General features: G+C 63.7%; 20 protein-coding genes. 11 read left to right on the forward strand and 9 right to left on the reverse strand.

Features of this window, described 5'->3' with window-relative positions; all coding sequences use genetic code 11:
- Window positions 1-9 precede the first annotated feature (9 nt).
- The gene (locus BXY39_RS02800) at window positions 10-939 is read right to left on the reverse strand and encodes a dihydrodipicolinate synthase family protein (RefSeq protein ID WP_121937301.1); all 930 of its coding nucleotides are present in this window, start codon (window positions 937-939) and stop codon (window positions 10-12) included.
- Window positions 940-1,095: 156 nt separating this feature from the next.
- On the opposite strand from BXY39_RS02800, the gene BXY39_RS02805 reads away from it, so the two are divergent.
- On the forward strand, window positions 1,096-2,235 hold the full coding sequence (locus BXY39_RS02805; protein WP_170163578.1) for an NAD(P)/FAD-dependent oxidoreductase: 1,140 nt from the start codon (window positions 1,096-1,098) through the stop codon (window positions 2,233-2,235).
- Between the two features lie 81 nt (window positions 2,236-2,316).
- Here the strand turns inward: BXY39_RS02805 and BXY39_RS02810 are convergent, their stop codons facing one another.
- The 4 genes from BXY39_RS02810 to BXY39_RS02825 are packed head-to-tail and all read right to left on the reverse strand — an operon-like array spanning window position 2,317 to window position 7,995.
- On the reverse strand, window positions 2,317-3,621 hold the full coding sequence (locus tag BXY39_RS02810) for a lysine N(6)-hydroxylase/L-ornithine N(5)-oxygenase family protein (protein ID WP_121937303.1): 1,305 nt from the start codon (window positions 3,619-3,621) through the stop codon (window positions 2,317-2,319).
- Between the two features lie 4 nt (window positions 3,622-3,625).
- Window positions 3,626-5,488 carry an IucA/IucC family protein gene (locus tag BXY39_RS02815; protein WP_121937304.1) on the reverse strand — a complete coding sequence of 621 codons (1,863 nt, stop codon included), beginning with the start codon at window positions 5,486-5,488 and terminating at the stop codon, window positions 3,626-3,628.
- Window positions 5,475-6,101 (reverse strand): GNAT family N-acetyltransferase, encoded by a 627-nt coding sequence (locus tag BXY39_RS02820; protein WP_170163523.1) that lies wholly within the window; start codon window positions 6,099-6,101, stop codon window positions 5,475-5,477. Before BXY39_RS02820 ends, BXY39_RS02815 begins: the two co-directional genes overlap by 14 nt.
- Before the next feature lie 10 nt (window positions 6,102-6,111).
- Window positions 6,112-7,995, reverse strand: a complete 1,884-nt coding sequence (locus BXY39_RS02825) for an IucA/IucC family protein (RefSeq protein ID WP_121937306.1) — start codon at window positions 7,993-7,995, stop codon at window positions 6,112-6,114.
- Window positions 7,996-8,202: 207 nt separating this feature from the next.
- Here BXY39_RS02825 and BXY39_RS02830 point away from each other — a divergent pair, with 207 nt between their 5' ends.
- From BXY39_RS02830 to BXY39_RS02840, 3 genes are all read left to right on the forward strand, one after another.
- On the forward strand, window positions 8,203-9,477 hold the full coding sequence (locus BXY39_RS02830; protein ID WP_170163579.1) for an MFS transporter: 1,275 nt from the start codon (window positions 8,203-8,205) through the stop codon (window positions 9,475-9,477).
- A 59-nt stretch (window positions 9,478-9,536) separates the two neighbouring features.
- Entirely contained in the window at window positions 9,537-10,160 is a 624-nt protein-coding gene (gene bluB, locus BXY39_RS02835) for a 5,6-dimethylbenzimidazole synthase (RefSeq protein ID WP_121937308.1), read from the forward strand.
- 313 nt (window positions 10,161-10,473) lie between these two features.
- Complete coding sequence (locus tag BXY39_RS02840) at window positions 10,474-12,417, forward strand: outer membrane protein assembly factor BamB family protein (RefSeq protein ID WP_121937309.1); 1,944 nt, start codon at window positions 10,474-10,476, stop codon at window positions 12,415-12,417.
- 33 nt (window positions 12,418-12,450) lie between these two features.
- On the opposite strand, the gene BXY39_RS02845 is transcribed toward BXY39_RS02840, so the two are convergent.
- Entirely contained in the window at window positions 12,451-13,203 is a 753-nt protein-coding gene (locus tag BXY39_RS02845; protein ID WP_121937310.1) for a ThuA domain-containing protein, read from the reverse strand.
- Window positions 13,204-13,265: 62 nt separating this feature from the next.
- Here BXY39_RS02845 and BXY39_RS02850 point away from each other — a divergent pair, with 62 nt between their 5' ends.
- Window positions 13,266-13,709, forward strand: a complete 444-nt coding sequence (locus BXY39_RS02850) for a MaoC/PaaZ C-terminal domain-containing protein (RefSeq protein ID WP_121937311.1) — start codon at window positions 13,266-13,268, stop codon at window positions 13,707-13,709.
- Here BXY39_RS02850 and BXY39_RS02855 read toward each other — a convergent pair.
- Window positions 13,678-14,010 carry a Rieske (2Fe-2S) protein gene (locus tag BXY39_RS02855; protein WP_211332044.1) on the reverse strand — a complete coding sequence of 111 codons (333 nt, stop codon included), beginning with the start codon at window positions 14,008-14,010 and terminating at the stop codon, window positions 13,678-13,680. The genes BXY39_RS02850 and BXY39_RS02855 overlap by 32 nt on opposite strands.
- Before the next feature lie 10 nt (window positions 14,011-14,020).
- The gene (locus BXY39_RS02860) at window positions 14,021-15,181 is read right to left on the reverse strand and encodes an acyl-CoA dehydrogenase family protein (protein ID WP_121937312.1); all 1,161 of its coding nucleotides are present in this window, start codon (window positions 15,179-15,181) and stop codon (window positions 14,021-14,023) included.
- 140 nt (window positions 15,182-15,321) lie between these two features.
- Here BXY39_RS02860 and BXY39_RS02865 point away from each other — a divergent pair, with 140 nt between their 5' ends.
- The 6 genes from BXY39_RS02865 (at window position 15,322) to BXY39_RS02890 (ending at window position 22,165) form a co-directional block, all read left to right on the forward strand.
- Complete coding sequence (locus BXY39_RS02865) at window positions 15,322-16,521, forward strand: CaiB/BaiF CoA transferase family protein (protein ID WP_121937708.1); 1,200 nt, start codon at window positions 15,322-15,324, stop codon at window positions 16,519-16,521.
- 235 nt (window positions 16,522-16,756) lie between these two features.
- Entirely contained in the window at window positions 16,757-17,992 is a 1,236-nt protein-coding gene (locus tag BXY39_RS02870) for an aromatic ring-hydroxylating oxygenase subunit alpha (protein ID WP_121937709.1), read from the forward strand.
- A 6-nt stretch (window positions 17,993-17,998) separates the two neighbouring features.
- Window positions 17,999-19,465 carry a 3-oxoacyl-[acyl-carrier-protein] synthase III C-terminal domain-containing protein gene (locus BXY39_RS02875; protein ID WP_121937313.1) on the forward strand — a complete coding sequence of 489 codons (1,467 nt, stop codon included), beginning with the start codon at window positions 17,999-18,001 and terminating at the stop codon, window positions 19,463-19,465.
- Window positions 19,458-20,657, forward strand: a complete 1,200-nt coding sequence (locus BXY39_RS02880) for an acetyl-CoA acetyltransferase (RefSeq protein WP_121937314.1) — start codon at window positions 19,458-19,460, stop codon at window positions 20,655-20,657. Before BXY39_RS02875 ends, BXY39_RS02880 begins: the two co-directional genes overlap by 8 nt.
- 43 nt (window positions 20,658-20,700) lie before the next feature.
- Complete coding sequence (locus BXY39_RS02885) at window positions 20,701-21,588, forward strand: SDR family oxidoreductase (protein ID WP_121937315.1); 888 nt, start codon at window positions 20,701-20,703, stop codon at window positions 21,586-21,588.
- A 19-nt stretch (window positions 21,589-21,607) separates the two neighbouring features.
- Window positions 21,608-22,165: a carboxymuconolactone decarboxylase family protein gene (locus BXY39_RS02890; RefSeq protein ID WP_170163580.1), complete on the forward strand. Its 558-nt coding sequence runs from the start codon at window positions 21,608-21,610 to the stop codon at window positions 22,163-22,165.
- Between the two features lie 45 nt (window positions 22,166-22,210).
- Here the strand turns inward: BXY39_RS02890 and BXY39_RS02895 are convergent, their stop codons facing one another.
- Window positions 22,211-22,966, reverse strand: a complete 756-nt coding sequence (locus BXY39_RS02895; protein ID WP_121937317.1) for an SDR family NAD(P)-dependent oxidoreductase — start codon at window positions 22,964-22,966, stop codon at window positions 22,211-22,213.
- Window positions 22,967-23,015: the final 49 nt, after the last annotated feature.

Consider the following 23,015-nt stretch of genomic DNA (forward strand, 5'->3'; position numbering starts at 1 on the left):
TTTCCGCCTTTATTCATAACTGTTCAGCAGATCGTCCATTTGTTTCATCAGGGCAACCACCTTGGTGCGCCGATCGATACCTTCCTGGCCCAGATCGTCAAACCGCATCAGTGGCGGGCGGACGTCGCCCACCGGATATCCGGCCGCGGCGGACAGGGCTTTCGAATAGCACTGGTGTCCATATGTCGGATGCCCTTCCGCGATAATATGATCGATCTTGACCAGAAGCCGCTGGATCTCCTCGGCACGGTCACGGTGGCCTTCCACCAGATAGTCCCACATCCGCGTGGTATGCCAGGGCAGATAGTTGCCGTATGGATTGACATAGCCGACCGCCCCGAGAAGGTGGCTTTCCACCGGGCGCTCGCCGGCGAACACATTCATCACGCCGTCCGTCGCCTCGACAATATCGTAGACGCGCCCGACATCCATGCTGGCTTCCTTGATGTAGCGGACATTGTCGAACGCCTTTGTCAGCCGTGCCACCATGGCCGCAGACATGTCCACATTGGATGTGAACGGATTGTTGTACAACATGATGGGGATCGAGATGGATTCGGCGATCGCCTTGTAATAATTGAAAATCTCGTCGTTCGTCGGCGTGTAGTAATAAGGCGGGATCACCATCACCCCTTGCGCACCCAAGCGTTCCGCCTGACGGCTGAACCGGACGGCACGCGGGGTATGGGCATCCATGGTCCCGACCAGCACATCCATCCGTCCGTTTACATGCGATACGGTTTCCGCGACCACCTGTTCGCGTTCTTCCTCGGTCAGGGTCAGAAACTCACCCGTCGTCCCAAGCACGATGATCCCCGGCACACCGCTGTCAACCTGCCAGTCGATGAACCGCCGCAGTGACGGCACGCATATGGCCGAACCGTCCTCGGTAAATGGCGTTATCGCTACCGTGTAGCTTCCCCGGAATTCTTTGGACATATCCCCCGTTCACTCCTATTTTGCCACGGGCCTCCCCGAGAGCGATATATCGACCTTTATTGCAGAAGCGTTGGAATCAAAATAAACGCTCTGCGAACATGTGTTAGCATAGCGCCCAAAAATTGGTAATCAATCCAAACTATGAGACAAAATGATATGCCGGACGTGATTATCATCGGTGGCGGGCTTTCAGGGTGCGCCACGGCCTACTTTCTCGCCGCCGACGGCGTGAACGTCACGCTTCTGGAACAGGGCGATCTGAACACCTTGGCGTCGGGCTCCAACGCGGGCAGCCTGCATGCGCAAATTCCCGCCGATGTTTTCAATGAATATGGCGAGGACTGGTGCCGTGCCTTCGCACCGACGCTGCGCCTCTATGCCCGGTCGATCGACCTGTGGCATGACTGCGCCCGCACCTTCCGCGCGGACGGCGGCACGGATATGGAGGTCGCGACGACAGGCGGCCTTCTGGTCGCCGCCGACGCCGCTGACATGCGCTGGATGGAAAGAAAGGCGGACATTGAACGCGCCGCCGGCATTCCCATCGATCTTCTCGACCGGACGGCCCTCAGGGATATGGCACCGTATCTGTCGCACACGCTGGAAGGCGGCGCCTTCTGTCCGCTGGAGGGCAAGGCCAACCCCCTGATCGCCGCCCCCGCCTTTGCCCGTCAGGCGGAAAAACTGGGCGCGAAAATCCGCCGCCGCACCGCCGTCCTGTCGTTGGAGCAAAATGCGGGCGGCTATGTGCTGGAAACAACGCACGGGCGCATGACCGCCTGCCATGTGGTCAATGCCGCCGGCGACCGGTGCCGCGATGTCGCAGCCATGCTGGACGTACCGCTCGACATTTTCTCCATGCCCATACAGGTCAGTGTCAGCGAACCGGTGGCACCGTTGATCCGGCATCTGCTGTATTACAGCCGCAAGGCCCTGACCATGAAACAAAGCGCCGCCGGGACCATTCTGATCGGCGGCGGCTGGCCCGCGCGGCTGGACGCCATGGGCAGGCCCGTGGCCGATCCGGCGTCGCTGGCCCGCAATCTGGCCGCCGCGCTCGAGGTTGTACCCGGCCTCGCACCCGTCAACATCGTCCGCACCTGGGCGGCCCATGTGAACGGCACGCGGGACTGGCGGCCGATCATCGGCGAGGTCCCCGGCCTGCATGGGTTCCATATCTGCTATGTCCCATGGATGGGCTTTACCGGCGGCCCTGCGGCCGCCCGCATTATCGCCAGCCGCATTCAGGGACGCGAACCGCCGCTGGACTGCGATACAAATATCTTTGCGCCGTAACCGGCAATGCAGCGGACCGGGTGGGATGGTATCGATTGCGGGCGGCACGGCCGAACCGCCCGCAACGTCGGCCTCTTCCGTCTACACGGCAGCTGGAACCGCCGTCTCGGAAAGGCCCGGTGTCCACTGAATGGGGTCGATTTCACCGCCGACGTCATAGACAGCACGGCCCATGATATCGTTGACGATGACGGCGCTGCGCCAGGCCAGCAGGCTCAATTGGGCATCGGCGACGCCGTGGCTGTGCCGCGCCGCATTCTGGGCGTAGATCCGGTTTTCACCGGGGCCCGACCATGACACACGGTAGCGCGCATCAAGTCGCAGCCGGCCGTCACCGTCCACGTCAATACGGTCCGTCAACGGGTCCAGACAGTCCGGCAGATACCATTCATAGCCCGTGGCCAGGATCACCACATCCGCCGGCACACTCTCGACGGCGCCGGAAAAATCATTGCGCAGCGTCAGCCGCGCCCCGCCGGCCTCATGACGCATGTCGACCACTTCGCGGCCCGGCATCAGCGCTGCGACATCGGGACGCCCCTGAAGATAGTGCAGATCGTAAAGACGGCGGTAAATGCCGGTCAGCGTGCTGTCGGAAATACCGTCGCTGGCCAGTTTCTGATGCGCCAGCAGCCGCTGCTTGCGCTGCTCCGACACCTCCTGAAACGCGGCCACATAACCGGGTGTGAACCATTCATTGGTAAAGGCGCTTTCATCAAGGGGCAGAAAATTCGGCCGCCGTGAAATCCAGGCGATATGGGACGGCATGCCGTCCCCCTTGGTGATCAGATGTTCGAAAATCTCGGCGCCGCTTTGCCCGCCGCCGACAACGGCCACACGTTTGCCGGCCAGATCCGTGTCGCTCAACAGAAACCGGCTGGAATGGATACAGGCGGCCTTTTCATCCGCACGCACCCACTCGGGCATGCGGGGGCGGCTGCCGCTGCCCACCGCCAGATGTCTGGCCCTGACGGCACCCTTGTCATGCCGCAGAAGGAACATGCCGTCGCCGTAAGTTACGTCCCGCACGGACGCACCGAAGCGCAGCGCGTCGATACGCTCGGCGACCCAGCCCATATACTCGGCGAATTCGCTGCGCAGCACACTGCCGAAATTGGCGGACAGAAACCGGTAAAACCGCTTCTTCGCCACCAGGAAGGACACGAAGGAATAAGGGCTGGTCGGATCGGCTGCGGTGACAAGGTCCTTCAAAAAGGATGTCTGTAGGGCAGCCGTCTCGAACAGCAGACCCGGATGCCAGGAAAATGCCGGCTTCTGTTCGAAAAACACCGTCTGCGCATCGTCAAGCGGCGCCATCAGCGCCGCCAGGCTGAGATTGGCGGGGCCGACACCGATCCCTGCCACGGTATGGGGAAAATCGTTCATGTGTTTATGACTCCGTTGATGAAGGGTGCGCGGCGCTGTCAGCACCGCAAAGATGCAGGGGGTTGGCCAGGTCCGTCCCGACAATCGGCAAGGGACGCTCGGGGGAATCGCCGTATCCGATGCGGAAGCGGGCGCGGTTGATACACACCCGCTTGACTGTCGGCGCCAGGATATCGAACAGGGCGAACCGCTCACGCAGGTCAGGGTGGGACGCCCTGTATCTGGCCAGCACGGTGGCGCAAATGCGGTAGAAACGCTGTTCGTCATATCCGTCGCGCCGTGCCAGTCCGGCGGATATGAAGCGCAGAACCGTGACGAAATGCGCCGTCAGCAGATCGTGCAGAATATGCAGCGCCGGCTTGCGCGGCAGGGCCGCCAGAATGTCCGCGTCCAGATCGTCCCATTCCCGCAGGGGCATGTCCACCAGGGCGAAATCCCCCTGAAAATCCTTCAGGGCCAGGCGGGACGGCACCCAGTCCCGCAGAACCAGCGTGATGTTCTGACCGTGCGCGATGGTGCCGATGCCATAACGGCACATCAGATGGTACAGCGGCACCAGCACCGCCTCGAACAGGCGTTCCAGCCACGCGTCAGGCTCCAGTCCCGAACGGGCGATGATCTCACTGATGAAAGGACGGCCGGTGTCGTCCTCCTCCATCAGTGTGGCCATCAGCATCGCCGTCTCGCCGGCGCCGAGGTCGTCAAAGACATTTTCACGCCAAATCACGCCCAGCAGTTCCTGAAACTGATAGGGGGCCCCGTCGATACGGTCATAGGCCGGGTGCGGATAAAAGGCGCCGGCCACCTCCTCCAGCACCTGGACATTGCGCGACGACAGGACGGGATCGCGCCGGCACAGGCCGCTCAGCCAAGCCGACAGGCGCGGCCCGATGGCAATATATTTGCCCGGTATCCCGCGATAGGCCGACGTGTTGAGGATCGTCAGCGCCAGCTTGACATCCAGCCGTCCGGGCCGGTCCTCATTCGTCATGGTACGCAGCGATATCTGCGGTCTGTACCGGTCGCCGAACGGGCCAAGCCAGACAATACGCCCCGCCGCGATCTCATCGCCGTAAGCGGTCCGCAGATGGTTTTGCCACTGCCAGGGATGCACCGGCACCGGCAGATAGGACGCCGGATCAAGACCCCGTGCCCGCATCAGGGCCTCAAGCCGCGACCGCTCGCCCGTGTCGAGCGAGGCGTCGACCAGATCGGACATATCCATGCCCGCCTTCAGACTGAACCGGCAGTGATCCCGGCTGACGGCAAGCCATGTCAGTGGCCAGACAGTACCGTGTTCGGGGGCATACATCTCGAAATCATCAACCCCCCAGCCGATCCGGCCCTTGCTGGCCGGCGCCTTGGGATGACCGGACAGCATGCTCTGCAAGGACCCCGGTGCCATGTCCAGAAAATCGCCCACCGAAAGGCCCTGGCGGACGGCTGCGATCCGCATGTCGGCGGCGCAGGTGCTGTACAGCTCCCGCAGATAGGTGGCGAGCGTCGCCGGGGTCATCTCCGTCTCGGCCGCCGCGTCGAGAAAAAACTGCGCCGCGCTCAGGGGTGTGTGCAGGCCGCCGGCATCGACACGGCACAGCGTCCCGGCATCGATATCCAGCTGTGTCCAGATACGTCGCCAAGCCTGAAAGCGATAGCGGACGCCGCTTTTCAGTACCAGTTCAAACACCGCCCCGCCATGTTCGCCGGGACCGGTCTCCGTCGGCGCGAAGGCCTCTTCATAGGACAGTTCGCTGATTGTCTTGGCGACAAGCGCGCGGTTGACCGCGTCCCATGCATCGGCCTCGTTGGCGGACAGGCCGACGGGCGCCGCGTCCTGCACGGCAACAGCCACCTCAGAACCCGGCATGACGAAAAAACTCCTCACGTTCGCAAATCAGCAGGGCCGCCCGCTTATGGGGAAAATCGAACTCCTTGACCTTGCGGTAACCGACCATCTCGCCGTACCGGATCATGTGCGGATGGGCGGCGTTCGGCTCGCCCACAATGCGCCGGGTGCGCGGTTCATCCAGAAACAGATAATGACTGATACTGCGGAAGGCGCACAGGGTACGGTGGCGCCCCAGCATCTTCGGATTGCCGATCAGGCCGTGCCAGCCGCGATCGTAATCCTCGGCATCATAATAAGGGCCCAGCCTGTCCTCTTTCGCCCAATAGGCCTCGAAATATCCGGTGTCTTCGCCGTCAAAGGCACTGATCAGACCGTATATGTGCGGGTCCTCCGCCTGGCGGCGGAGATAATCGGCGTGGTCTTCCCGGCTGCCCGCCAGGTCCCAGTGTATATCCACCCGTGGCTGGTTCATCCAGCCGTGAAACAGGTCCAGGTCCGCCACCGGGTCGATGACGCGCATGGAAAAGGTCTGTCCCACGATCGCGTCCGCCCGTGAATAGACCTGACCCCTTGGTTGTGGCGGGCGTATGGGGTGGTCCGCCTGATGCGGTATGCGGCTACTGTCCGGCATGATGGTCCGTTCATCCTTCTTTGATGTGTGCGATGGGATTGTCGATATCGACATAGGCGGCCAGAATGCTGCCGGCCGCCGCTGTTTCATCGATACCGCCGAGAAATGTGTGAAAATTGCCCTTGCACGCCAGTGTCGGCGACGCCAAAAGATAGTCGGCAAATCCGGTATCCTTAAGAGTGGACCGGCGCACATCGGTCAAGAACCGGCGCAGGCGGCCATGCAGGATACGTTCATCCGCCAGACCGGCGATGCCGATCGCGCTGATCACATTGAAGATATTGTTGACGACGAAATAATAGGCGAACAGCCGGTGCGTCAGGTCGTCCGGCATGACCAGCGGCGGCGTGGCCTCGCCCCGCACCAGATCCTCCATGGGCACGGCCACCGCCTCGGAAAAGGCCGTCCCCTGACAGTCCCGAAAATGAAAAATGCGCGGCAGTCCGTCGTCGTCCACTTCCATCACCGTGTTCTGCTGATGGGCACTGAACAACAGGCCGTAATTGGCCTGGGCGATCAGGCACGGTTTGACGGCGATGTCGAGAAACCGGTCGAACCACAACAGCGCGGCCTCACCCTCGTCCAGGGTGCGCCGCCCGGCAATGCCGCGGATCAGGCGGGCGATCAGACTGTCGCGTCCGTCATACCCTTCCTGACACAATGTCCCCATGGCAAAGGCGCGCCCACCGGCGGCACCACGGAATGGATTGTCACGGAAAATCATCGCCGACGGCCAGAAGGGCGCGCCGCTCCCGTCTTTCAGCATCAGATGCGCCGGCTCCGCCATGATGCGCAGGCTGGGGCACTCCGCCACCAGGGCCTGTCCCGGTGCACTGGCCAGAAAGCGGGCGACGAATTTGCCCCGGTCCGCGTCCACCGGCTGTAGAACCCGTTCGGAATTGGTCACCCGCACACTCAGCGAAAATTTGATCATGTGCCGTGCATGACCAGCCCAGACCGTGCGGGTGGATGAGGTCGGGCGATACTCGCTACCGCCCGGCCCCAGATCGATCACGGCACCACTGTCCCTCAGGTCGGCCAGCACGGGTCCATCCGCCAGCGTCGACGCCTGCCAGGGATGCATCGGCATCAGCATGAAATCCGGTGACGGCAGCACACGGTCCGGAAAACCGGCCCCCAGACGGGGGTCATCGCCGGCCAGATGCCGGGTGATCGCGTCAGCCGTCGATCCCACCGTCGCGCTCAGAACCGCATCGCGGTGAACGGCAAACCAGTGCAGCGAAAAGGCGGCATCGTATTCGGGGGCATAAAGGCGCATGTCCGCGTCGCTGAACTCGTCACAGCTGCGCGGTGCCGGATGGACCGGATGCCCCAGAAGAGCCTGTTCCGCCCTGATAAAGTCCGTTTCTCCATCCGGTGTGGCACTGCCCTCGTCCCTGCCCTCGCGCACCTCGATGGCCCGGACGATATTGGCGGTGCTGGTTGCCACCCGGTCGCGGAAACAGCGGCTGTCAGCCGGGGATGTTTCACCCGCAATCGAGGGCTCGGTCAGAACCAGGCGCACCAGTTCGGCAAAGGCGATCGGTTTTGGCCGCGCCCAAGCGTCGTCCCGGACCAAAAGGGGAAACCGGAAACTGTGACGGCCGCTGATCGAGAAATGGCGCAGCGGCACAAGAACGCTCTGCCGCGCCCGGTCAAGCGGCAGCACGATCATGCCGTCACCGTGGCCATCCTCCACCGCGCCGTCCTGCCCAGCATCCGGCACATGCCGCCACCCCGCCCACTCGCGCAGCAGGGCATTGAGAAAGGCCGTGGCCGATACATCCTCGCCCAGAATGCGCGGCAGCGCCGCAAGCCTGCCGGTGGCAGCCGCTGCCGCCTCCGCCTGTGACAGGGAAGATATCTTTTCAGAAACGGGCAACGGCACTGACATAATCTTCTCTCTTAAATTGATTAAGGGTCTATAAACGCAACTTATTGCGTCTTTTGCGAGAGTTATCAAGAATGAATTTCATTTTCAATCGCAAATTTATGACACTTAGGGTAAAGAAAGGCGGCGCCTGTACAACCGCCCGAAAATGCAGGGAAAAGGGCCCCGGGGAAAATTGCCGGGGCAAGATTTGGATAAGGAATCAACACCGTGACAACTGAAAACGACTGTCCGCAGAACGCGAAAACCGGCATATCCGCCGTGGTGGCCATCGCCGGCTGCCTTGGCCTTGGTCAGGCGATTGTCTTTGTGTCCATCCCTGTCTTGGTCGATATGACCGGGCTGGGTCCCGCCGCCCTTGGCACCGCCGTGGCCATCGGCACCGCATTGTTTCTGGTCGGCGCGCCGTATTGGGGCCGGCAAAGCGACAGGCGGGGCCGGGCACCGGTCGCACGAATCGCCATTCTTGGCCATGGCGTCAGCAGTCTGCTTCTTCTGGCCAGCACGGGCGCGGCCCTTTGGGACCATATCGCCGCGCCCGTGGCTTTCGCCGGCATTCTGGCCTCGCGCATCGTCTACGGACTGACCGTATCCGGCCTGTATCCCACGGCCCAGGCCTGGATTGCCGATCTGACGGATCCGGCCGGCCGGTTGAAGGCGGTGGCCACGCTCAGCGCCGGACTCAGCCTTGGACGGATCATCGGACCGATGATCGCGGCGGCGGCCGCCGCCATCCATATGCTGGGGCCGCTGGTGGCCCTGGTGCTGCTGGCGATACCGCCGCTTCTGTTGCTGAACAGTGCCCCTGACCGGCGGTCCGCGCGGGAAAACGGGCCGGTGGCCCCGCGCCTGAAACTGACTGACCGCCGCATCGCCGGCCCGGTCCTGTTCGGATTTCTGCTCCACGCCGCTTTCGGACAGGTGCAGTTTGCCGCCGGTCTGGTTCTGGAAACGCGCTTCGGGCTGGCCAGCCACGCCGCGTCCAGTTGGCTCGGCATTTTGATGACGGCGGCGGCCCTGGCCATGCTGGCCGTCCAGTTGGGCGTGATGCGGCGCCTGAAGGCGCCGCGCCCCTCCCTGCTGACCGTCGGCGCCGGGCTTCTGACCGCCGCCGCCCTCATATTGGCGACGGGGCAGACCATGGCGGTTTTCGCCGCCGGCTTCATTGGCATGGGGACCGCCGTCGCCCTTCTCATCCCCACCTACACCGCCGCATGCAGTCTGGCGGTCTCACCGGACCAGCGCGGCGCCGCCGCCGGCGCTCTCGGCGTTGCCCATACCTGCGGCTATACCCTGGCCGCCCTGATGGGCGGCGGCCTCTACGGCGTGGACCCGCTGCTGCCCTTTGCCGGCTGCGCCCTGATCGGAACCGTCCTTGTCGTCATCGCCCTGCGCCTCAGATTTGCCATGCCGGCCCAAGACCAAAAACAGAAACAAAGGCAGGAACAGGGACAGGCGGACGGACCCGGTCGGCAGACCGTTTGACGGCTCTTCTCCCCTCGCCTAGAAAACGGGGGATCAGGGGCTTGTGCGGATTGTCCGGTATGAAATTTACAGAAGACGACTTTACCGTCGTCACCCAGGTGATGCGCTGGCGCAGGGATACCCGCCATTTCCTGACAGAGCCGCTGCCGCCCGACATTCTGGCCCGCATCCTGTCGACGGTCGACATGGCGCCGTCCGTCGGCAATGCCCGGCCATGGCGCATTGTCCGTGTACGCGACACGGACCGCCGCGCCGCTGTCGCGTCCCTGTTCGAACGGGCCAACAGGGCGGCGGCACAAGAATATGAACCGGAAACGCGCGCCGACTATCTCCGGCTGAAACTGGCGGGTCTGCGCGACGCCCCCGAACATCTGGCCGTTTTTACCGTCCCCGACCCGGTCGAGGGGCGCGGCCTCGGCCGGCAGACCATGCCCGAAACCGTGCAGTATTCAACAGCCATGGCCGTCCACACCATCTGGCTTGCCGCGCGCGCCCTCAATGTCGGTGTCGGCTGGGTCTCCATTCTGGACCCCGTCGCGGCCGCGACCGCGCTGGACGTTCCCGGCCACTGGCGGTTGACGGCCTACCTCTGTCTCGGCTGGCCGGAACGGGATGACGACCGCCCCCTTCTGGACAGAACCGGCTGGCAGCCCAACACCCCGACCGAAATCCTTGATCGCTAAGGCGAAAGTCCGACTGACAGGGACCATATGTCCACCCCGGCGCTTGGCAGGGCTGCAAAGGACCGCCCCATGATTGACATCGGCTACAACCTGATCCTGTCCTGTCCCAACCGTCCAGCACCCATTTACAGGCACCCGGACGGTTGGACCGATTGACTAGTCAGTCAGCGAGCACTCCATAAAGCCCCTATAGACGCCTCTCTCACCGAGCCAGGCCAATATGACGATAAGGAAAGCATGAGCCACGGCACGACGCGCTCTGGCAAATCATGCCGGACCCGCTAAAATGACCCCTGCATTTTGGGAGGGATGAATGCACAGGGCATATCAGGGACTGTTCGGTCTCGCCGTCGCGGCGGGACTGCTCAGCGCGTGCGAGCAAGACACGCACACCACGCCGGAAGACACACGCGTCCGCTCGACCGATGAATTTGTCGCGCGCGGCGGCGCCGCGATCGATCCGGAAACCCACCCCGGCAGGGCGTTGTTCGAGGACAATTGCGCCTTCTGCCACAATGGCCGCGTGCCCAAGGCCCCAGCCAAGGTGTGGCTGGAAATGACCGCGCCGGACGCGATCCTGGGCTCCATGCGCGAGGGCATCATGCAGCAGCAGGCCGCCCATCTCGGCGCCCTGGAACAGCAGCAGATCGCGGAATATCTGACGCGGACATCACTGGCCGATTATACCCCGCCACCACCACCGCCCGCCTGCCCTGCGTCGCGGGCCGGTTTTGACGGACGGCCGCCGGCCCGTGTCGGCTGGGGGCATGACACAGCGCGCTTCATCCCCGGTGATGTGGCCGGACTGAACGGCGCCGACATCCCCGGACTGACGCTGAAATGGGCCTTCGCCTTTCCGGCGGCGGTCCGCGCCCGCTCCCAGCCGGCCATCGGGTGGAACAGTATTTTTGTCGGCAGCCAGGACGGGCGCGTCTATGCCTTCGACACGGAAACCGGGTGCAGCAAATGGACCTTCCGCGCCACCGGCGAGGTCCGGACGGGCATTGTCGCCGACCCGGAAACGGCGCGGCTGTATTTCGGCGACTTTCTCGGCAGGGTCTACGCGCTGGACGCGAAGACCGGCGCGCTGATCTGGCGAACGGGGGTGGACGACCATCCCAATGCCACCATCACCGGCACGCCGACCCTGGGCGGCGGGCGGCTGTACGTGCCCGTCTCCTCGCTTGAGGTCACATCGGCCGCGGACCCGGATTATCCCTGTTGCAGTTTCAGGGGTGCCCTGGTCGCGCTTGACCCGGAAACGGGCGATGTCTTGTGGAAAACCCACACCATCGATGCACCGCCCTCGCCCCAGGGCACGACCAGCGCCGGCACCACCATCCTCGGCCCGTCCGGCGCACCGGTGTGGAGCGCGCCCACATACGACCCGGCGCGGGACCGCGTCTATTTCGGGTCCGGTGAAAATTACTCCTCCCCCGCCGACGGCAATTCGGATGCCGTCTTCGCCGTCGACGCGGCGACGGGGCGCAAACTGTGGCACACGCAACTGACAGCCGGCGACGCTTGGAATGTGGGCTGCATGCTGGGCAACGCCAACTGCCCGGTGGAGGAGGGGCCGGATCTGGACCTGTCGGCCGCGCCGCTTCTGGTGCCCCTTGACGACGGCCGGGATATTATCGTCGTCGGGCAGAAATCGGGGGTGGTTTACGGCATCGATATCGATACGGGCGCCAAGCTGTGGCGGCAGCGGCTCGGCCATGGCGGCACGCAGGGCGGCGTGCATTTCGGCATGGCACGCATCGGCAGCCGGATTTTCGTCCCCATTGTCGACATGAAGGACACGCACGACGCCCGTGTCTATGACGCACGCCAGTATGGCGCCGGCATTCACGCGGTCGACGCGGCGACGGGCACCATCTTGTGGCGCGCCATCGCGGACGATGTCTGCGACGGGCGCCCGCACTGCGATCCCGGCATCTCGGCGGCGGCGACCGCCATTCCCGGCGCGGTGATCGCCGGCCATCTGGACGGGCGCCTGCGGGCGTATGACGCGGACACGGGCGCCGTCATCTGGTCATACGACACCACCGCGCCCCACGACACCGTGACCGGCGCGGTGGCGCGCGGCGGCTCCATGAGCGGACCCGGCGCGGCGATCATGGACGGCCTGCTTGTGGTCAATTCGGGATACGGGCTGTATTTCCATATGCCCGGCAACCTGCTGATGGTCTTCGGGACGTCCGAGCCCCCCAAAACATCTGAGACGGCCGTGGCCGTTGGAAACGGCACTCCCTGATCCGTCAGCAGGCAGGCAGACTGGCCCGGCTCATCAGCCGTCCGCCAGTCCCCAGGCGATACAGCGGTCGAGGATCAGGTTGAAGGGCGCGATCTCCCAGGCGCCCTTCTCCACCGTGTCGTAATAGGACAGCAGCGGCTCCATGTCATAGTGGCCGCGCCGGTGTCCCAGGGTGAAATAGACGATTTCGCCCGCACCGACCTTTTTGCGGTACAGCACCGGGTGGCGGCCGTCATGGGGCCAGTCCCGCTCGACAAAGCCGCGCGCGGGGCCGGTGGCCGCCGCGTCCAGAAGGACCTCGGCCTCACCGAACAGACGCATGTAATAAAGCTCGTCCCCGCCTTCGACATCGAAATCGCCCAGCCCCGCGACCAGCGGATCATCCGGGGCCCGCACCGACACCCGGTAAGGCGCGATGGGCGGATGGGCGGCGAACTGGCTGCCGATCAGGTCCATGAAGCCCGTATCGTCCTCGGGCGCGTACCAGCGCCCGCGTTCATTTTGCGCCAGGATGGAATTGGTCCCGTGCAGCGCCAACCAGCGCCCGCCGCCCTCCACAAAAGCGCGCAGCCTTGCCACCGCATCCGCGTGAGGCACGACATTGCAGGTATACGTCACCAGCAACCGGGCCGTGTCCAGCGGCGTCAGGTCGGCGTAACTGTGCGAAACGGTCGTCCGCACATGCGGGGATGCGCCCAGGCGCCGCAACAGGTCGGCGCGCGCATAATCGATATCGTGATACTGACCGCCCGCGATCAGATGGGAGCGGATTATGGGCTTTGTCATGGCTGTGTCCCGTCATATGCTGGCGCCCGCGCGGTTCCAGACCACCCCATGCCGGAGGATGCATGCGACAGTTTGAAGACCTGACCGTCGGCGAAACCGCCTGTTCCAAACCCATGACCGTCGCGCGGGACGCGATGCTGGCCTTTGCCCGCACATACGATCCCCAGTGGTTTCATGCGGACGCGGAGCGGGCGCGAGAGTCCGTGTTTGGCGAGGTGATCGCCAGCGGCATCTACACCGCCGCCCTGTGGCGACAGCTTGACCACACCATCAACGGCGATGTGGGTTTCATCTGCGGTGTCGCCTGGGAGGACGCGCGCTGGCCGACCGCGCTGAAGGCCGGCGACACCATCCGCGCGGCATCCGAAATCCTCGACCTGCGTCCGTCCGGGGGGGATGCGACGCGCGGGGTCGCCGTCTATCTTTACCGGTTGCTCAATCAGCATGATCAAGAGGTCTTCTCCTGCCGCAGCGTCAATCTTGTCCGCCGCGCGGCTCAGGACTGACCCACACGGCCCCCTCTTCGCACTTCACGGGGAATGTCTTCAGCGGCACGTCGGTCAGCTTGCCGATCGGGCTGCCGTCCTTCAGGTTGAAACGCTGGCCGTGCAGGGGGCAGAAAATGAAACAGCCCCTGATCTTCCCGCCTTCCAGTTTCTGAAGCTGATGCGTGCACTTGTTCTCAACCGCGAAAACCCCCTCGCGGGTCCGGCAGATCAGAATGTCCGTCCCCTCCAGGGTAACGGCCCTGTCGCCGTTTTCCGCGATGTCGTCTTCGGCGCAGATTTTGTGAAAGACCCCGGACACCGGCCTCTCCTCAACGCCGCTGGTCGAACCGGCGGCCGACCATGGCGGACGCGATGTTGACCTTCTGAATATCGATGGCGCCGCCCGCGATTCCCCAGCCCCATGCGTCCCGCATGCGCCGTTCCATGGCAAATTCGGCCGAATAACCGTAAGCGCCCATCAGTTGCAGGGCCGACCCGGTGACCTCCCGCGCGATTTCATTGGCGTAGCATTTGGCGACCGAGGAATCGAGAATGCTCGGCAATCCGTATTCCGTGTTGCAGGCCACACGGTGGATAAGAAGCCGCGCCGCCTCGACGCGCATCTGCATCTCGGCAAGGCGCAGCTGCACCGCCTGAAATTCGACAATCGGTTTGCCGAACTGTTTGCGGTCCTGCACATAGGCAACGATGTCCTCCAGCGCGCCCGATGCCTGTCCCAGCGCCATCGTCGCATTGCCGCAGCGTTCCAGGTCGAACGCTTCCATCAGTTTTTTAAACCCGCCGGCGGGCACGACGATATTGTCCTCCGGCACCACGGCATCGTCGAAAAAGATGTCGCACGACGGTACACCGCGAAACCCCATCAGGCTTTCCTGCGGGCCGAAGGTCATACCGGGCGTGTCCTTTTCCACATAGACGGCGCCAATGCCGCGCGCGCCCGGATCATCGGACAGACGGCAATAGACAAGATACCCTTCCGCGTGGCCGCCGCCCGAACACCAGCGCTTCATACCGTTGATCGTGACCTTGCCGTCCTTGGACACCGCACGGGTCCTCAAATCGGTCAGGGCCGAGCCCGCATCGGGCTCGGACATGGCGATCGCCACCACCGCCTCCCCCCGGCACACCGCCGGGATGACCCGGCGTTTCAGCGTATCACTGCCGAAATGCTCAATCGCGCGCACCGGCCCGACACAGGATTCAAACACCGGAAACGCCATCGCCGACGAAATCTTGGCGAATTCCTCGACGATCAGCAGCGCTTCCAGATTGCCGAGGCCGAGCCCGCCATACGCCTCCGGAATATTGACCCCCAGAAACCCCATCTCGGCATATCGTTTGACAAGATCGTGGCTCGGCGGGGTCGCGGTTTTCTCACACACGGCGGCGGCCTCGGGCAACTCCCGCCGGGCGAAGGTCCGGGCGGTCTCCTGCAGTTGGCGCTGCTCGTCGGTCAGTCTGAAATCCATATGTCACGGTCCTTGGGTGGTTATGGGGCGCAAGTGTAGCCAGTCCCTCAAAACCTGCCAATAAAAAAACAGTCATGATTGTTTTTAAGGTGGCGTTGGCGTATTCAGGGATAAAGGACGACACAGCCAAGGGGACGCGTGTGGACAAACTGCTGGCAGGCTTGCGGATTCTGGATATCGGCCGCTATGTGGCGGGGCCGTATTGCGCCACGCTGTTGGGATATTTGGGGGCGGACGTCATCCGGGTCGAACGCCGCACGGGCGGCGAGGACCGCTATATCGCCCCCCTGTTCGAGGATACGGGCGGCACACCGGGGACCGGCGGTCTTTTCATGCAGACCGGCTGCGGCAAAAAATCGGTCACCCTGAACCTCAGCCAGGACAAGGGGCGCGAGATTCTCAGACGGCTTGCCGCCACCTGCGACGTGGTTGTGGCCAATCTGCCGCCGGCGGCCCTGGAAAAACTGGGGCTGGACTGGGACAGCTTTTCGGCGGCGGCGCCGGGGGCGGTACTGGTCACCCAGTCGGCCTTCGGCAGCCGTGGTCCGGGCCGGGACAAGGGCGGTTTCGACGGGATCGGACAGGCCATGTCCGGCGCCATGTATCTGACCGGCACACCCGATGCCCCGGCCAAGGCCGGCGCCCCGTATGTGGATTTTTCCACCGCGCTTTTTTCCACCATCGGTACCCTGGCCGCCCTGATGGACCGTACGCGCACCGGCAGGGGCCAGTGGGTGGAAACCACACTGCTCGGCAGTGCGCTGGCCGCCATGAATGCCCATCTGGCCGAACAGGCGGTCACCGGGCGCAACCGTCCGGGCACCGGCAACAGGGTTCAGACCTCCGCCCCTTCCGATGTGTTCAGAACCACGGACGGCCACATTCTCGTCCACACGGTGGGAGACGGCCTTTTTGCACGCTGGGCCAAACTTGTCGGGCGGCCCGACCTGATCGAAGACCCCCGGTTCAAGGGGGACCAGGCGCGCGGGGACGCCCGCGACTTTCTGTGCGGCATCATGGCCGACTGGTGCGCGGGCCGCACCATGGCGGATGCGCTGGACGCGCTGGACGCCGCCGGCGTGCCCTCGGGCCCGGTTCTGACCCAGCAGCAGGCGCTGGACAATCCGCTTGCCCATGCCTTGCATGCCTTCCGGGCCATGGCGGTTCCGGGTCACACCGCCAGCGCGCCCGTGGCGGACATCCCCATCCGGTTTTCCGCACTGGACGCGGGTGTGGAGACACCGCCGCCGGCCCTCGGCGCGGATACGGACACCGTTCTGGAAGCCCTGGGCATCGATGCGGCCGCCCGCGCGGCACTGCGGGACGACGGTGTGATCTGACGGTGTCATCCGGTGGCGTCATCTCGGGACGTCATTTCAGGGCGTCATATGGCGGTGCGACGGCACGGTGTGACCGGACAGCGTCATTCACGCGTCCCTTACAAGCCCCTTCCTTGGGTCGTATCAATCTCCACATTATTAAAAAAACAGACATGTCTGTTTTTCTTTTTTTGCCGGAAAAGTCATGCTAGGCTTGAAGGAAGCAATGCAACCCCTATCCGACGGAGGCCTGACCGTGGACTCGCAAACCATCGCAAGAATCAAATCGGGCATGGCCTATGAAAAGGATCGCGACGGTCCACCACCCGGCTTTCCCGCCTTTCCACCGATCCCGAGCGCCCGGTATGTGGACGAAGACTTCAACACGCTTGAAATGGACCGCATGTGGAAACGGTCCTGGGTCTATGCCTGCCATGCCAGCGAACTGCCGGACAGGGGCAGCTTCATCCTGTGGCGCAAGCTTGGCTCGCCCATCGTGATCGTGCGCGGCAAGGATGACACGATCCGCGCTTTCTACAACACCTGCCGCCACAGGGGCGCACCGCTGGTCAAGGAGGACAGCGGCAAACTCAACCGGTTTGTGTGCGGCTATCACGCCTGGACCTACAGCCTGGACGGGGACCTCGTCGGTCTCAGGGATGAACGCGACTTCCCCGATTTCGACAGAAGCTGCCACAATCTCATACAGGTCAGCTGCGAAAGCTTCGGCAACTGGGTCTTCGTCAATTGCGATCCCGAGGCCGAACCGCTGATGGATTATCTCGGCCCGGTCGCGGACGAGATGGCCGAATTCCAGCCCGACAAGATCAGGCTGGCGCACAAGGCGGAATATGAAATTCCCTGCAATGTGAAAGTGCTGCTGGACGCGTTTCTCGAAACCTATCACCTGAAATCGATCCACCAAAAAACGGTCGACCGTTTTCTTGACCATATGGGCACGACGATCGAACTGTGGGCCAAGGGGCATTCGCGCATGGTCACCCCGAACCGCCGGCCCGAATGGAAAGACCCCGGCGTCGCCGGCCTGCCGGAAATCGACACGGTGGGCGAGATCGCGCGGGACAGCAATGTTTCCTACAACATCTATCCCAACATCGTGTGCCCGCCGTCGCCGACCGGCATGCCTTTCATCATTTTCTGGCCGAAATCGGTCAACAGCATGACGCTGGAATGCATCTGGTTTTCCCCGGACTGGGGGGACGGCCCCCTGCCCGATATCTGGAAAGCCCGTCTCGACAATTTTGAACGCATCCTGGAAGAAGACACCCAGTTCGCCCCGCAAATCCAGGCGTCGGTGGAATCGGACGGCTTCCGGGGCATCCCCCTGTCCTATCAGGAACGCCGCATTTATCACTGGCACGAAGAACTGGACCGCCGCATCGGCGCCGACCACGCGCGCGAGGGTGTCAGCGTCGAACTGTTGCTGGAGCCCTATGTCACGAAGCCCGGCATGTCGAGCGCGGCGGAATAGGCCCGCATGACCGCATTCGGCATTCTTGACTATGGCGCCTACCTGCCCCGCAGACGGTGCCCGCGCGCGTCGATCCTGGACGCGGTCGGGTGGGCCCAGCCCGGCCTGAAGGCCCTGGCAAAGGGCGAGCGGTCCTTTGCCGCCTGGGACGAGGACGCCGTCACCATGGCGGTCGAAGCGGCCCGCGGTGCCACGGCAGGCGCGGACACTTCCCCGGAACTTCTGTGTTTCGCCACCACGACCGCGCCGTTTCTGGACAGGCAGAATGCCGGCATCATCGCCGCCGCGCTGGACCTGCCCCAGGCAACCCAGACCATGGATATGGGCGGCTCGCAGCGCGCGGCGAGCTCGGCACTCATCAATGCCTGGCGGCAGAGGCCGGTTTCGTCCCTTGTCGTTGCCGCCGACACACGCCCGACACAGGCGGCCAGCGTAATGGAAATGCTGTCCGGCGACGGGGCCGCCGCCTTTCGTCTGGGGGAAGGCACGCCGCTTGCCGTGATCGAGGCGCATGCCTGTGTCCAGGCCGACATTGTCGACCATTACCGCACCGCCGGGACCGAAACCGACTATGTGCTGGAAGAACGCTGGTACCGCGACATGGGGCTGGCCAGACTGGCGCCTGCCGCCGTGTCTCCGCTGCTGGACCAGGCACAGATCACGGCGGACGACGTCGACCATCTGATTGCGCCGCTGGCCAATCCCGCTCTTGCCCGCGCGGTCGCCAAAAGCCTGGGCGTGGATGCGGCAAGGATTGCGGACAGCCTGTTCGACCGGGTCGGCCACACCGGCACCGCGCACGCCCTTTTGATGCTGGCTGGTGTCCTCGACACGGCGGCGCCGGGGGACCGGATTCTGATCACCGCATTCGGACAGGGGTGCGACGCCGTGCTGCTGCGCGTGACGGACGCGATTGCGGATGCGCCGCGCCGCCGTCTCGCCCGCTGGCTCGGCGACAGGCATGTCGAAGACAATTATATGAAATTCCTCGCCGCCAGGGGTGTTGTGGACCTGGACTGGGGCATGCGGGCGGAGCGCGACAACCGCACCGCGCACACCGTCGCTTACAACAAAAGCCGCGACACCTACGGGCTGGTGGGGGGCTACTGCCGGGCGTGCGGCACACCGCAATATCCCCGGTCCCGCCGCTGTGTGGCCCCTGATTGCGGCAAGCTGGACACACAGGACTCGTACGGATTTTCCGAACGGTCCGGCACGGTGAAATCCTTTACCGAGGACTGGATGGCCTTCACCCGCGAGCCCCCGCTCATCTACGGCAATGTCTCCTTCACGGGCGGCGGCAATATCCTGATGGAAATGTGCGACTTCGCACCGGGCGCGGTTTCCATCGGCACCGAGGTCGAAATGCGGTTCCGCATCAAGGATTTCGATCAGGCGCGCGGCTTCCGCCGGTATTTCTGGAAGGCGGCACCGGCACAGACCGACACACAACGGGGAGACCGGCATGGCTGAAGGCATCCGGGACAAGGTCGCGATCATCGGCATGGGCTGTTCCAAATTCGGCGAACGCTGGGATATGGGGCCGGAGGATCTGGTCAACGAAGCCTTTGAAGAAGCGATTGCCGATGCCGGCATCGACAAAACGGCGATCGAGGCCGCCTGGTTCGGCGTCTTTTTCGATGAACAGAATGTGGGCAAATCCGCCTATCCCCTGTCGCAATTTCTGCGGCTGCCGAACATTCCGGTGACCCGTGTCGAAAATCTGTGCGCCACCGGCACGGAAGCCCTGCGGGGCGCCGTGTATGCCGTCGCGGCCGGGGCCTGCGATATCGCCCTCGCCGTGGGTGTTGAAAAGCTGAAGGACACCGGCTTTTCTGGCCTGCCCGAACGGACCAAGGGCACGTTCGAGGACCTGTACCAGCCGGGCTTTACCGCACCGGGTGCTTTCGCGCAGCTGGGCGCCGCCTATGCCGCCAAGCACGGCATGAATATGGACGACCTGAAACGGGCCATGGCCCATGTTTCATGGAAAAGTCACGAAAACGGCGCCCGCAACGAAAAGGCGCATCTGCGGCGCCGGCTCGCGGTGGATGACATTATCAGGGCGCCCATGATTGCCTACCCGCTTGGCGTCTATGACTGCTGCGGCGTATCGGACGGCGCCGCCTGTGCCATCGTCGCCCGTCCAGAAATCGCCAAAAGCCTTGTCGGCGACACTCATGTCACCATCAAGGCGATGCAGCTGGCCCCCTCCAACGGGGTGGAAATGGGGCATCAGTCCTGGGACGGGGCCCATACACTGACCACCCGCAAGGCCGCGGACCGCGCCTACAGGGAAGCCGGCATTTCCGATCCGGTCGCCGACATCAGCCTGACGGAGGTGCATGACTGCTTTTCCATCACCGAACTGGTCCTGATGGAAGATCTCGGCCTGTCCCCCGACGGACGGGCCCCGAACGACATTCTCGACGGCCGCTATGACGCGGCGGGGGCCATTCCCTGCCAGATCGACGGCGGGCTCAAATGCTTCGGCCACCCCATCGGCGCGTCGGGCCTGCGCATGACCTATGAGATTTATCTTCAGCTTCTCGGCCGTGCCGGCGGGCGGCAACTGCCATCGCCCAAATTCGGTCTGGCGCACAATCTTGGCGGCATTCCCAACCGGAATGTGGCCGCCGTTTCCATCTTTGGCGTATCGGACTAGGTCAGGTAGAAACCGGCGACGTTTCATACAGAAAGAAAAAACCATGGCATCTCAGGCCAAAACAACCCCCGCCCTCGTCACCCCCGACTATTCGGGCATGTCGCTGGAAAATCTGGCAAAAACCGCAACCGTATATCGCTCCGACCTTCTCGCCGGACAGACGGCCGTCATCTCCGGCGGCGGCAGCGGCATGGGCCGGGCCATGGCCGTTCTGTACGCCAGGCTCGGCGCCGATGTGGTCATCTGCGGCCGGCGCGAGGAAAAACTGGCCGAGGTCCGGGACGCCATCAAGGAATATGTCGGCCGGGAGATCAGCTATCAGGCCCTGACCATCCGCGATGCCGACGCCGTGGATGATTTCATGCGGGACGCCTTCGACCGCCATGACGGCATCGATGTGCTGATCAACAGCGCCGGCGGCCAGTTTTCCCAGGATGCGATCGACTTTTCGCGCAAGGGCTGGCTGGCGGTCATCGACACCAACCTCAACGGCACCTGGTGGATGATGCAATCGGCCGCCCGGCTGTGGCGCGAACGGGATGAGCCGGGCAACATCATCAATGTGGTGGCAACGGTTGAACGCGGCATGCCGCAATCGGCCCATTCCTGCGCCGCGCGCGCCGGGGTGATCTATCTGTCAAAAACCGTGTCCACCGAATGGGCGCCGCTCAAGATCAGGGTCAACTGTATCGCGCCGGGCGCCATCCAGTCCGAAGGCGTCACCCAGTATCCGGACGAGGCCCTGAAGGATTTCCCCCTTGCCAACCCGATGAAACGGTTCGGCTCGGTCTGGGACATCGCGCAAGGGGCGGTCTATCTGACGGCGGACACCTCGAATTTCGTCACCGGTGAAGTGCTGACCATCGATGGCGGCATGTCACAGTACGGGTGGGTCTGGCCCATCGGCAAACCCGACTATTTCAAGGACTGACCGAAAGGACGTTTGGACAATGGCCGACACCCCCCTTGCCCGCATGCCCCGGCACGCCATGGATGACGGGCTCGGCGCCGTCTGGGACAGATTGAACGGCCTGACGGGCGAACCGGCCTTTGTCGAAGCCTTCGCCGTCGCACCGGAGCTGCTGTCCTTCGTCATGGACGACTTTTACGGTAAAATCTTCTTCGCTGGCCGTCTCGACAATAAATACAAGCAGCTGGCCCGCCTGTATCTGTCGCTCACCCATGGCTGCATGACCTGCAACAAACAAAATATTCCCGGCAGTCTTGAGGCCGGCTTAAGCCGACAGCAGATCGACGCCCTGCCGGACCATATCGACGACGGTCCGTTCGACGCTGCCGAGCGCGCGGTGTTGCGCTATGCCGCCCAGATGGCCCTGACCAACCATGATGGCCATATGACCGCCGCCCTGCATAAAGATCTGCGGGCGCATTTCGACGACGCCCAGATTTGCGAGCTTGGCGTGGTGATGGCCGTCATCGGCGGCATGGCCAAACTGTCCTTCGTGCTAGGTCTGGTCGAAAAGGAAGACTATTGTCCCTTCGCCTGACGGCAGTGCCCGAAACAGGCAGCCCGGACTGAACGGCCGCAGCCCCTAGAATTTGACGATGGCGCCGCCGTCCACATTCAGCCCCACACCCGATATGAACCCTGCATCGTCGCCGGCGAGAAACAGGGCGGCCGCCGCAACATCCGTCGGCACGCCAAGCCGACCGACAGGGGCCTTTTCCACCCAATAGGTGCGAAAGGCCTCATCCTCGAAAAAGGGGGCGGACAGGGCGGTCACCACGGCGCCCGGTTGCAGATAATTGGCGGTGATGCCGTAGCGCCCCAGATCGACCGCCATGGACTTTGTCATGCCCGCGACCGCGTGCTTCGACGTCCCATAGACGAACAGCTCCGGCCCGCCCATGTCCGACATGATGGAGCCCAGATTGATAATTCGCCCCGCGCCGCTTTCCTTCAGAAGCGGCAGGGCCGCGCGGGTGATTTTGAACATGGCCGTGACATTGACGCCCATCACCCGGTCCCACAGCGCGTCCGTCGTGGTCTCGATACTGCCGCCGTGGGCGATACCGGCATTGTTGACCAGAATGTCCAGACCGCCCAGCGCCTCTGACGCCCGTGCCGCGATCGCATCCGGCGCCGCCGCTTCCGTGATATCCTGCGCCATGGGGACGGCGCCCGCATGATCCGCATAGACATCGCCCACATTGGACTGCGGCAGATCCACGGCAAGCACCCGCGCCCCTGCCGACAGGAAAGCCCTGGCGATGGCCTCGCCGATGCCGCTGGCCGTGCCGGTCACGACCGCCCGCTTGCCGTCCAGTGCCGCTGCCGTTCCGGTCATATCCCTCTTCCCCCTGAAACGGGAAGACCGGCCCGCAAGCCGGTCTTCC

The sequence above is a fragment of the Eilatimonas milleporae genome (assembly GCF_003688555.1).
Classification (GTDB): domain Bacteria; phylum Pseudomonadota; class Alphaproteobacteria; order Sphingomonadales; family Kordiimonadaceae; genus Eilatimonas; species Eilatimonas milleporae.

Bases quoted from the DNA above. Each gene is read 5' to 3' on its own strand.
- BXY39_RS02800 (WP_121937301.1), bottom strand. From the start codon at position 939: ATGTCCAAAGAATTCCGGGGAAGCTACACGGTAGCGATAACGCCATTT.
- BXY39_RS02805 (WP_170163578.1), top strand. From the start codon at position 1,096: ATGCCGGACGTGATTATCATCGGTGGCGGGCTTTCAGGGTGCGCCACG.
- BXY39_RS02810 (WP_121937303.1), bottom strand. From the start codon at position 3,621: ATGAACGATTTTCCCCATACCGTGGCAGGGATCGGTGTCGGCCCCGCC.
- BXY39_RS02815 (WP_121937304.1), bottom strand. From the start codon at position 5,488: ATGCCGGGTTCTGAGGTGGCTGTTGCCGTGCAGGACGCGGCGCCCGTC.
- BXY39_RS02820 (WP_170163523.1), bottom strand. From the start codon at position 6,101: ATGCCGGACAGTAGCCGCATACCGCATCAGGCGGACCACCCCATACGC.
- BXY39_RS02825 (WP_121937306.1), bottom strand. From the start codon at position 7,995: ATGTCAGTGCCGTTGCCCGTTTCTGAAAAGATATCTTCCCTGTCACAG.
- bluB (WP_121937308.1), top strand. From the start codon at position 9,537: ATGAAATTTACAGAAGACGACTTTACCGTCGTCACCCAGGTGATGCGC.
- BXY39_RS02840 (WP_121937309.1), top strand. From the start codon at position 10,474: ATGCACAGGGCATATCAGGGACTGTTCGGTCTCGCCGTCGCGGCGGGA.
- BXY39_RS02845 (WP_121937310.1), bottom strand. From the start codon at position 13,203: ATGACAAAGCCCATAATCCGCTCCCATCTGATCGCGGGCGGTCAGTAT.
- BXY39_RS02850 (WP_121937311.1), top strand. From the start codon at position 13,266: ATGCGACAGTTTGAAGACCTGACCGTCGGCGAAACCGCCTGTTCCAAA.
- BXY39_RS02860 (WP_121937312.1), bottom strand. From the start codon at position 15,181: ATGGATTTCAGACTGACCGACGAGCAGCGCCAACTGCAGGAGACCGCC.
- BXY39_RS02875 (WP_121937313.1), top strand. From the start codon at position 17,999: ATGACCGCATTCGGCATTCTTGACTATGGCGCCTACCTGCCCCGCAGA.
- BXY39_RS02880 (WP_121937314.1), top strand. From the start codon at position 19,458: ATGGCTGAAGGCATCCGGGACAAGGTCGCGATCATCGGCATGGGCTGT.
- BXY39_RS02885 (WP_121937315.1), top strand. From the start codon at position 20,701: ATGGCATCTCAGGCCAAAACAACCCCCGCCCTCGTCACCCCCGACTAT.
- BXY39_RS02890 (WP_170163580.1), top strand. From the start codon at position 21,608: ATGGCCGACACCCCCCTTGCCCGCATGCCCCGGCACGCCATGGATGAC.
- BXY39_RS02895 (WP_121937317.1), bottom strand. From the start codon at position 22,966: ATGACCGGAACGGCAGCGGCACTGGACGGCAAGCGGGCGGTCGTGACC.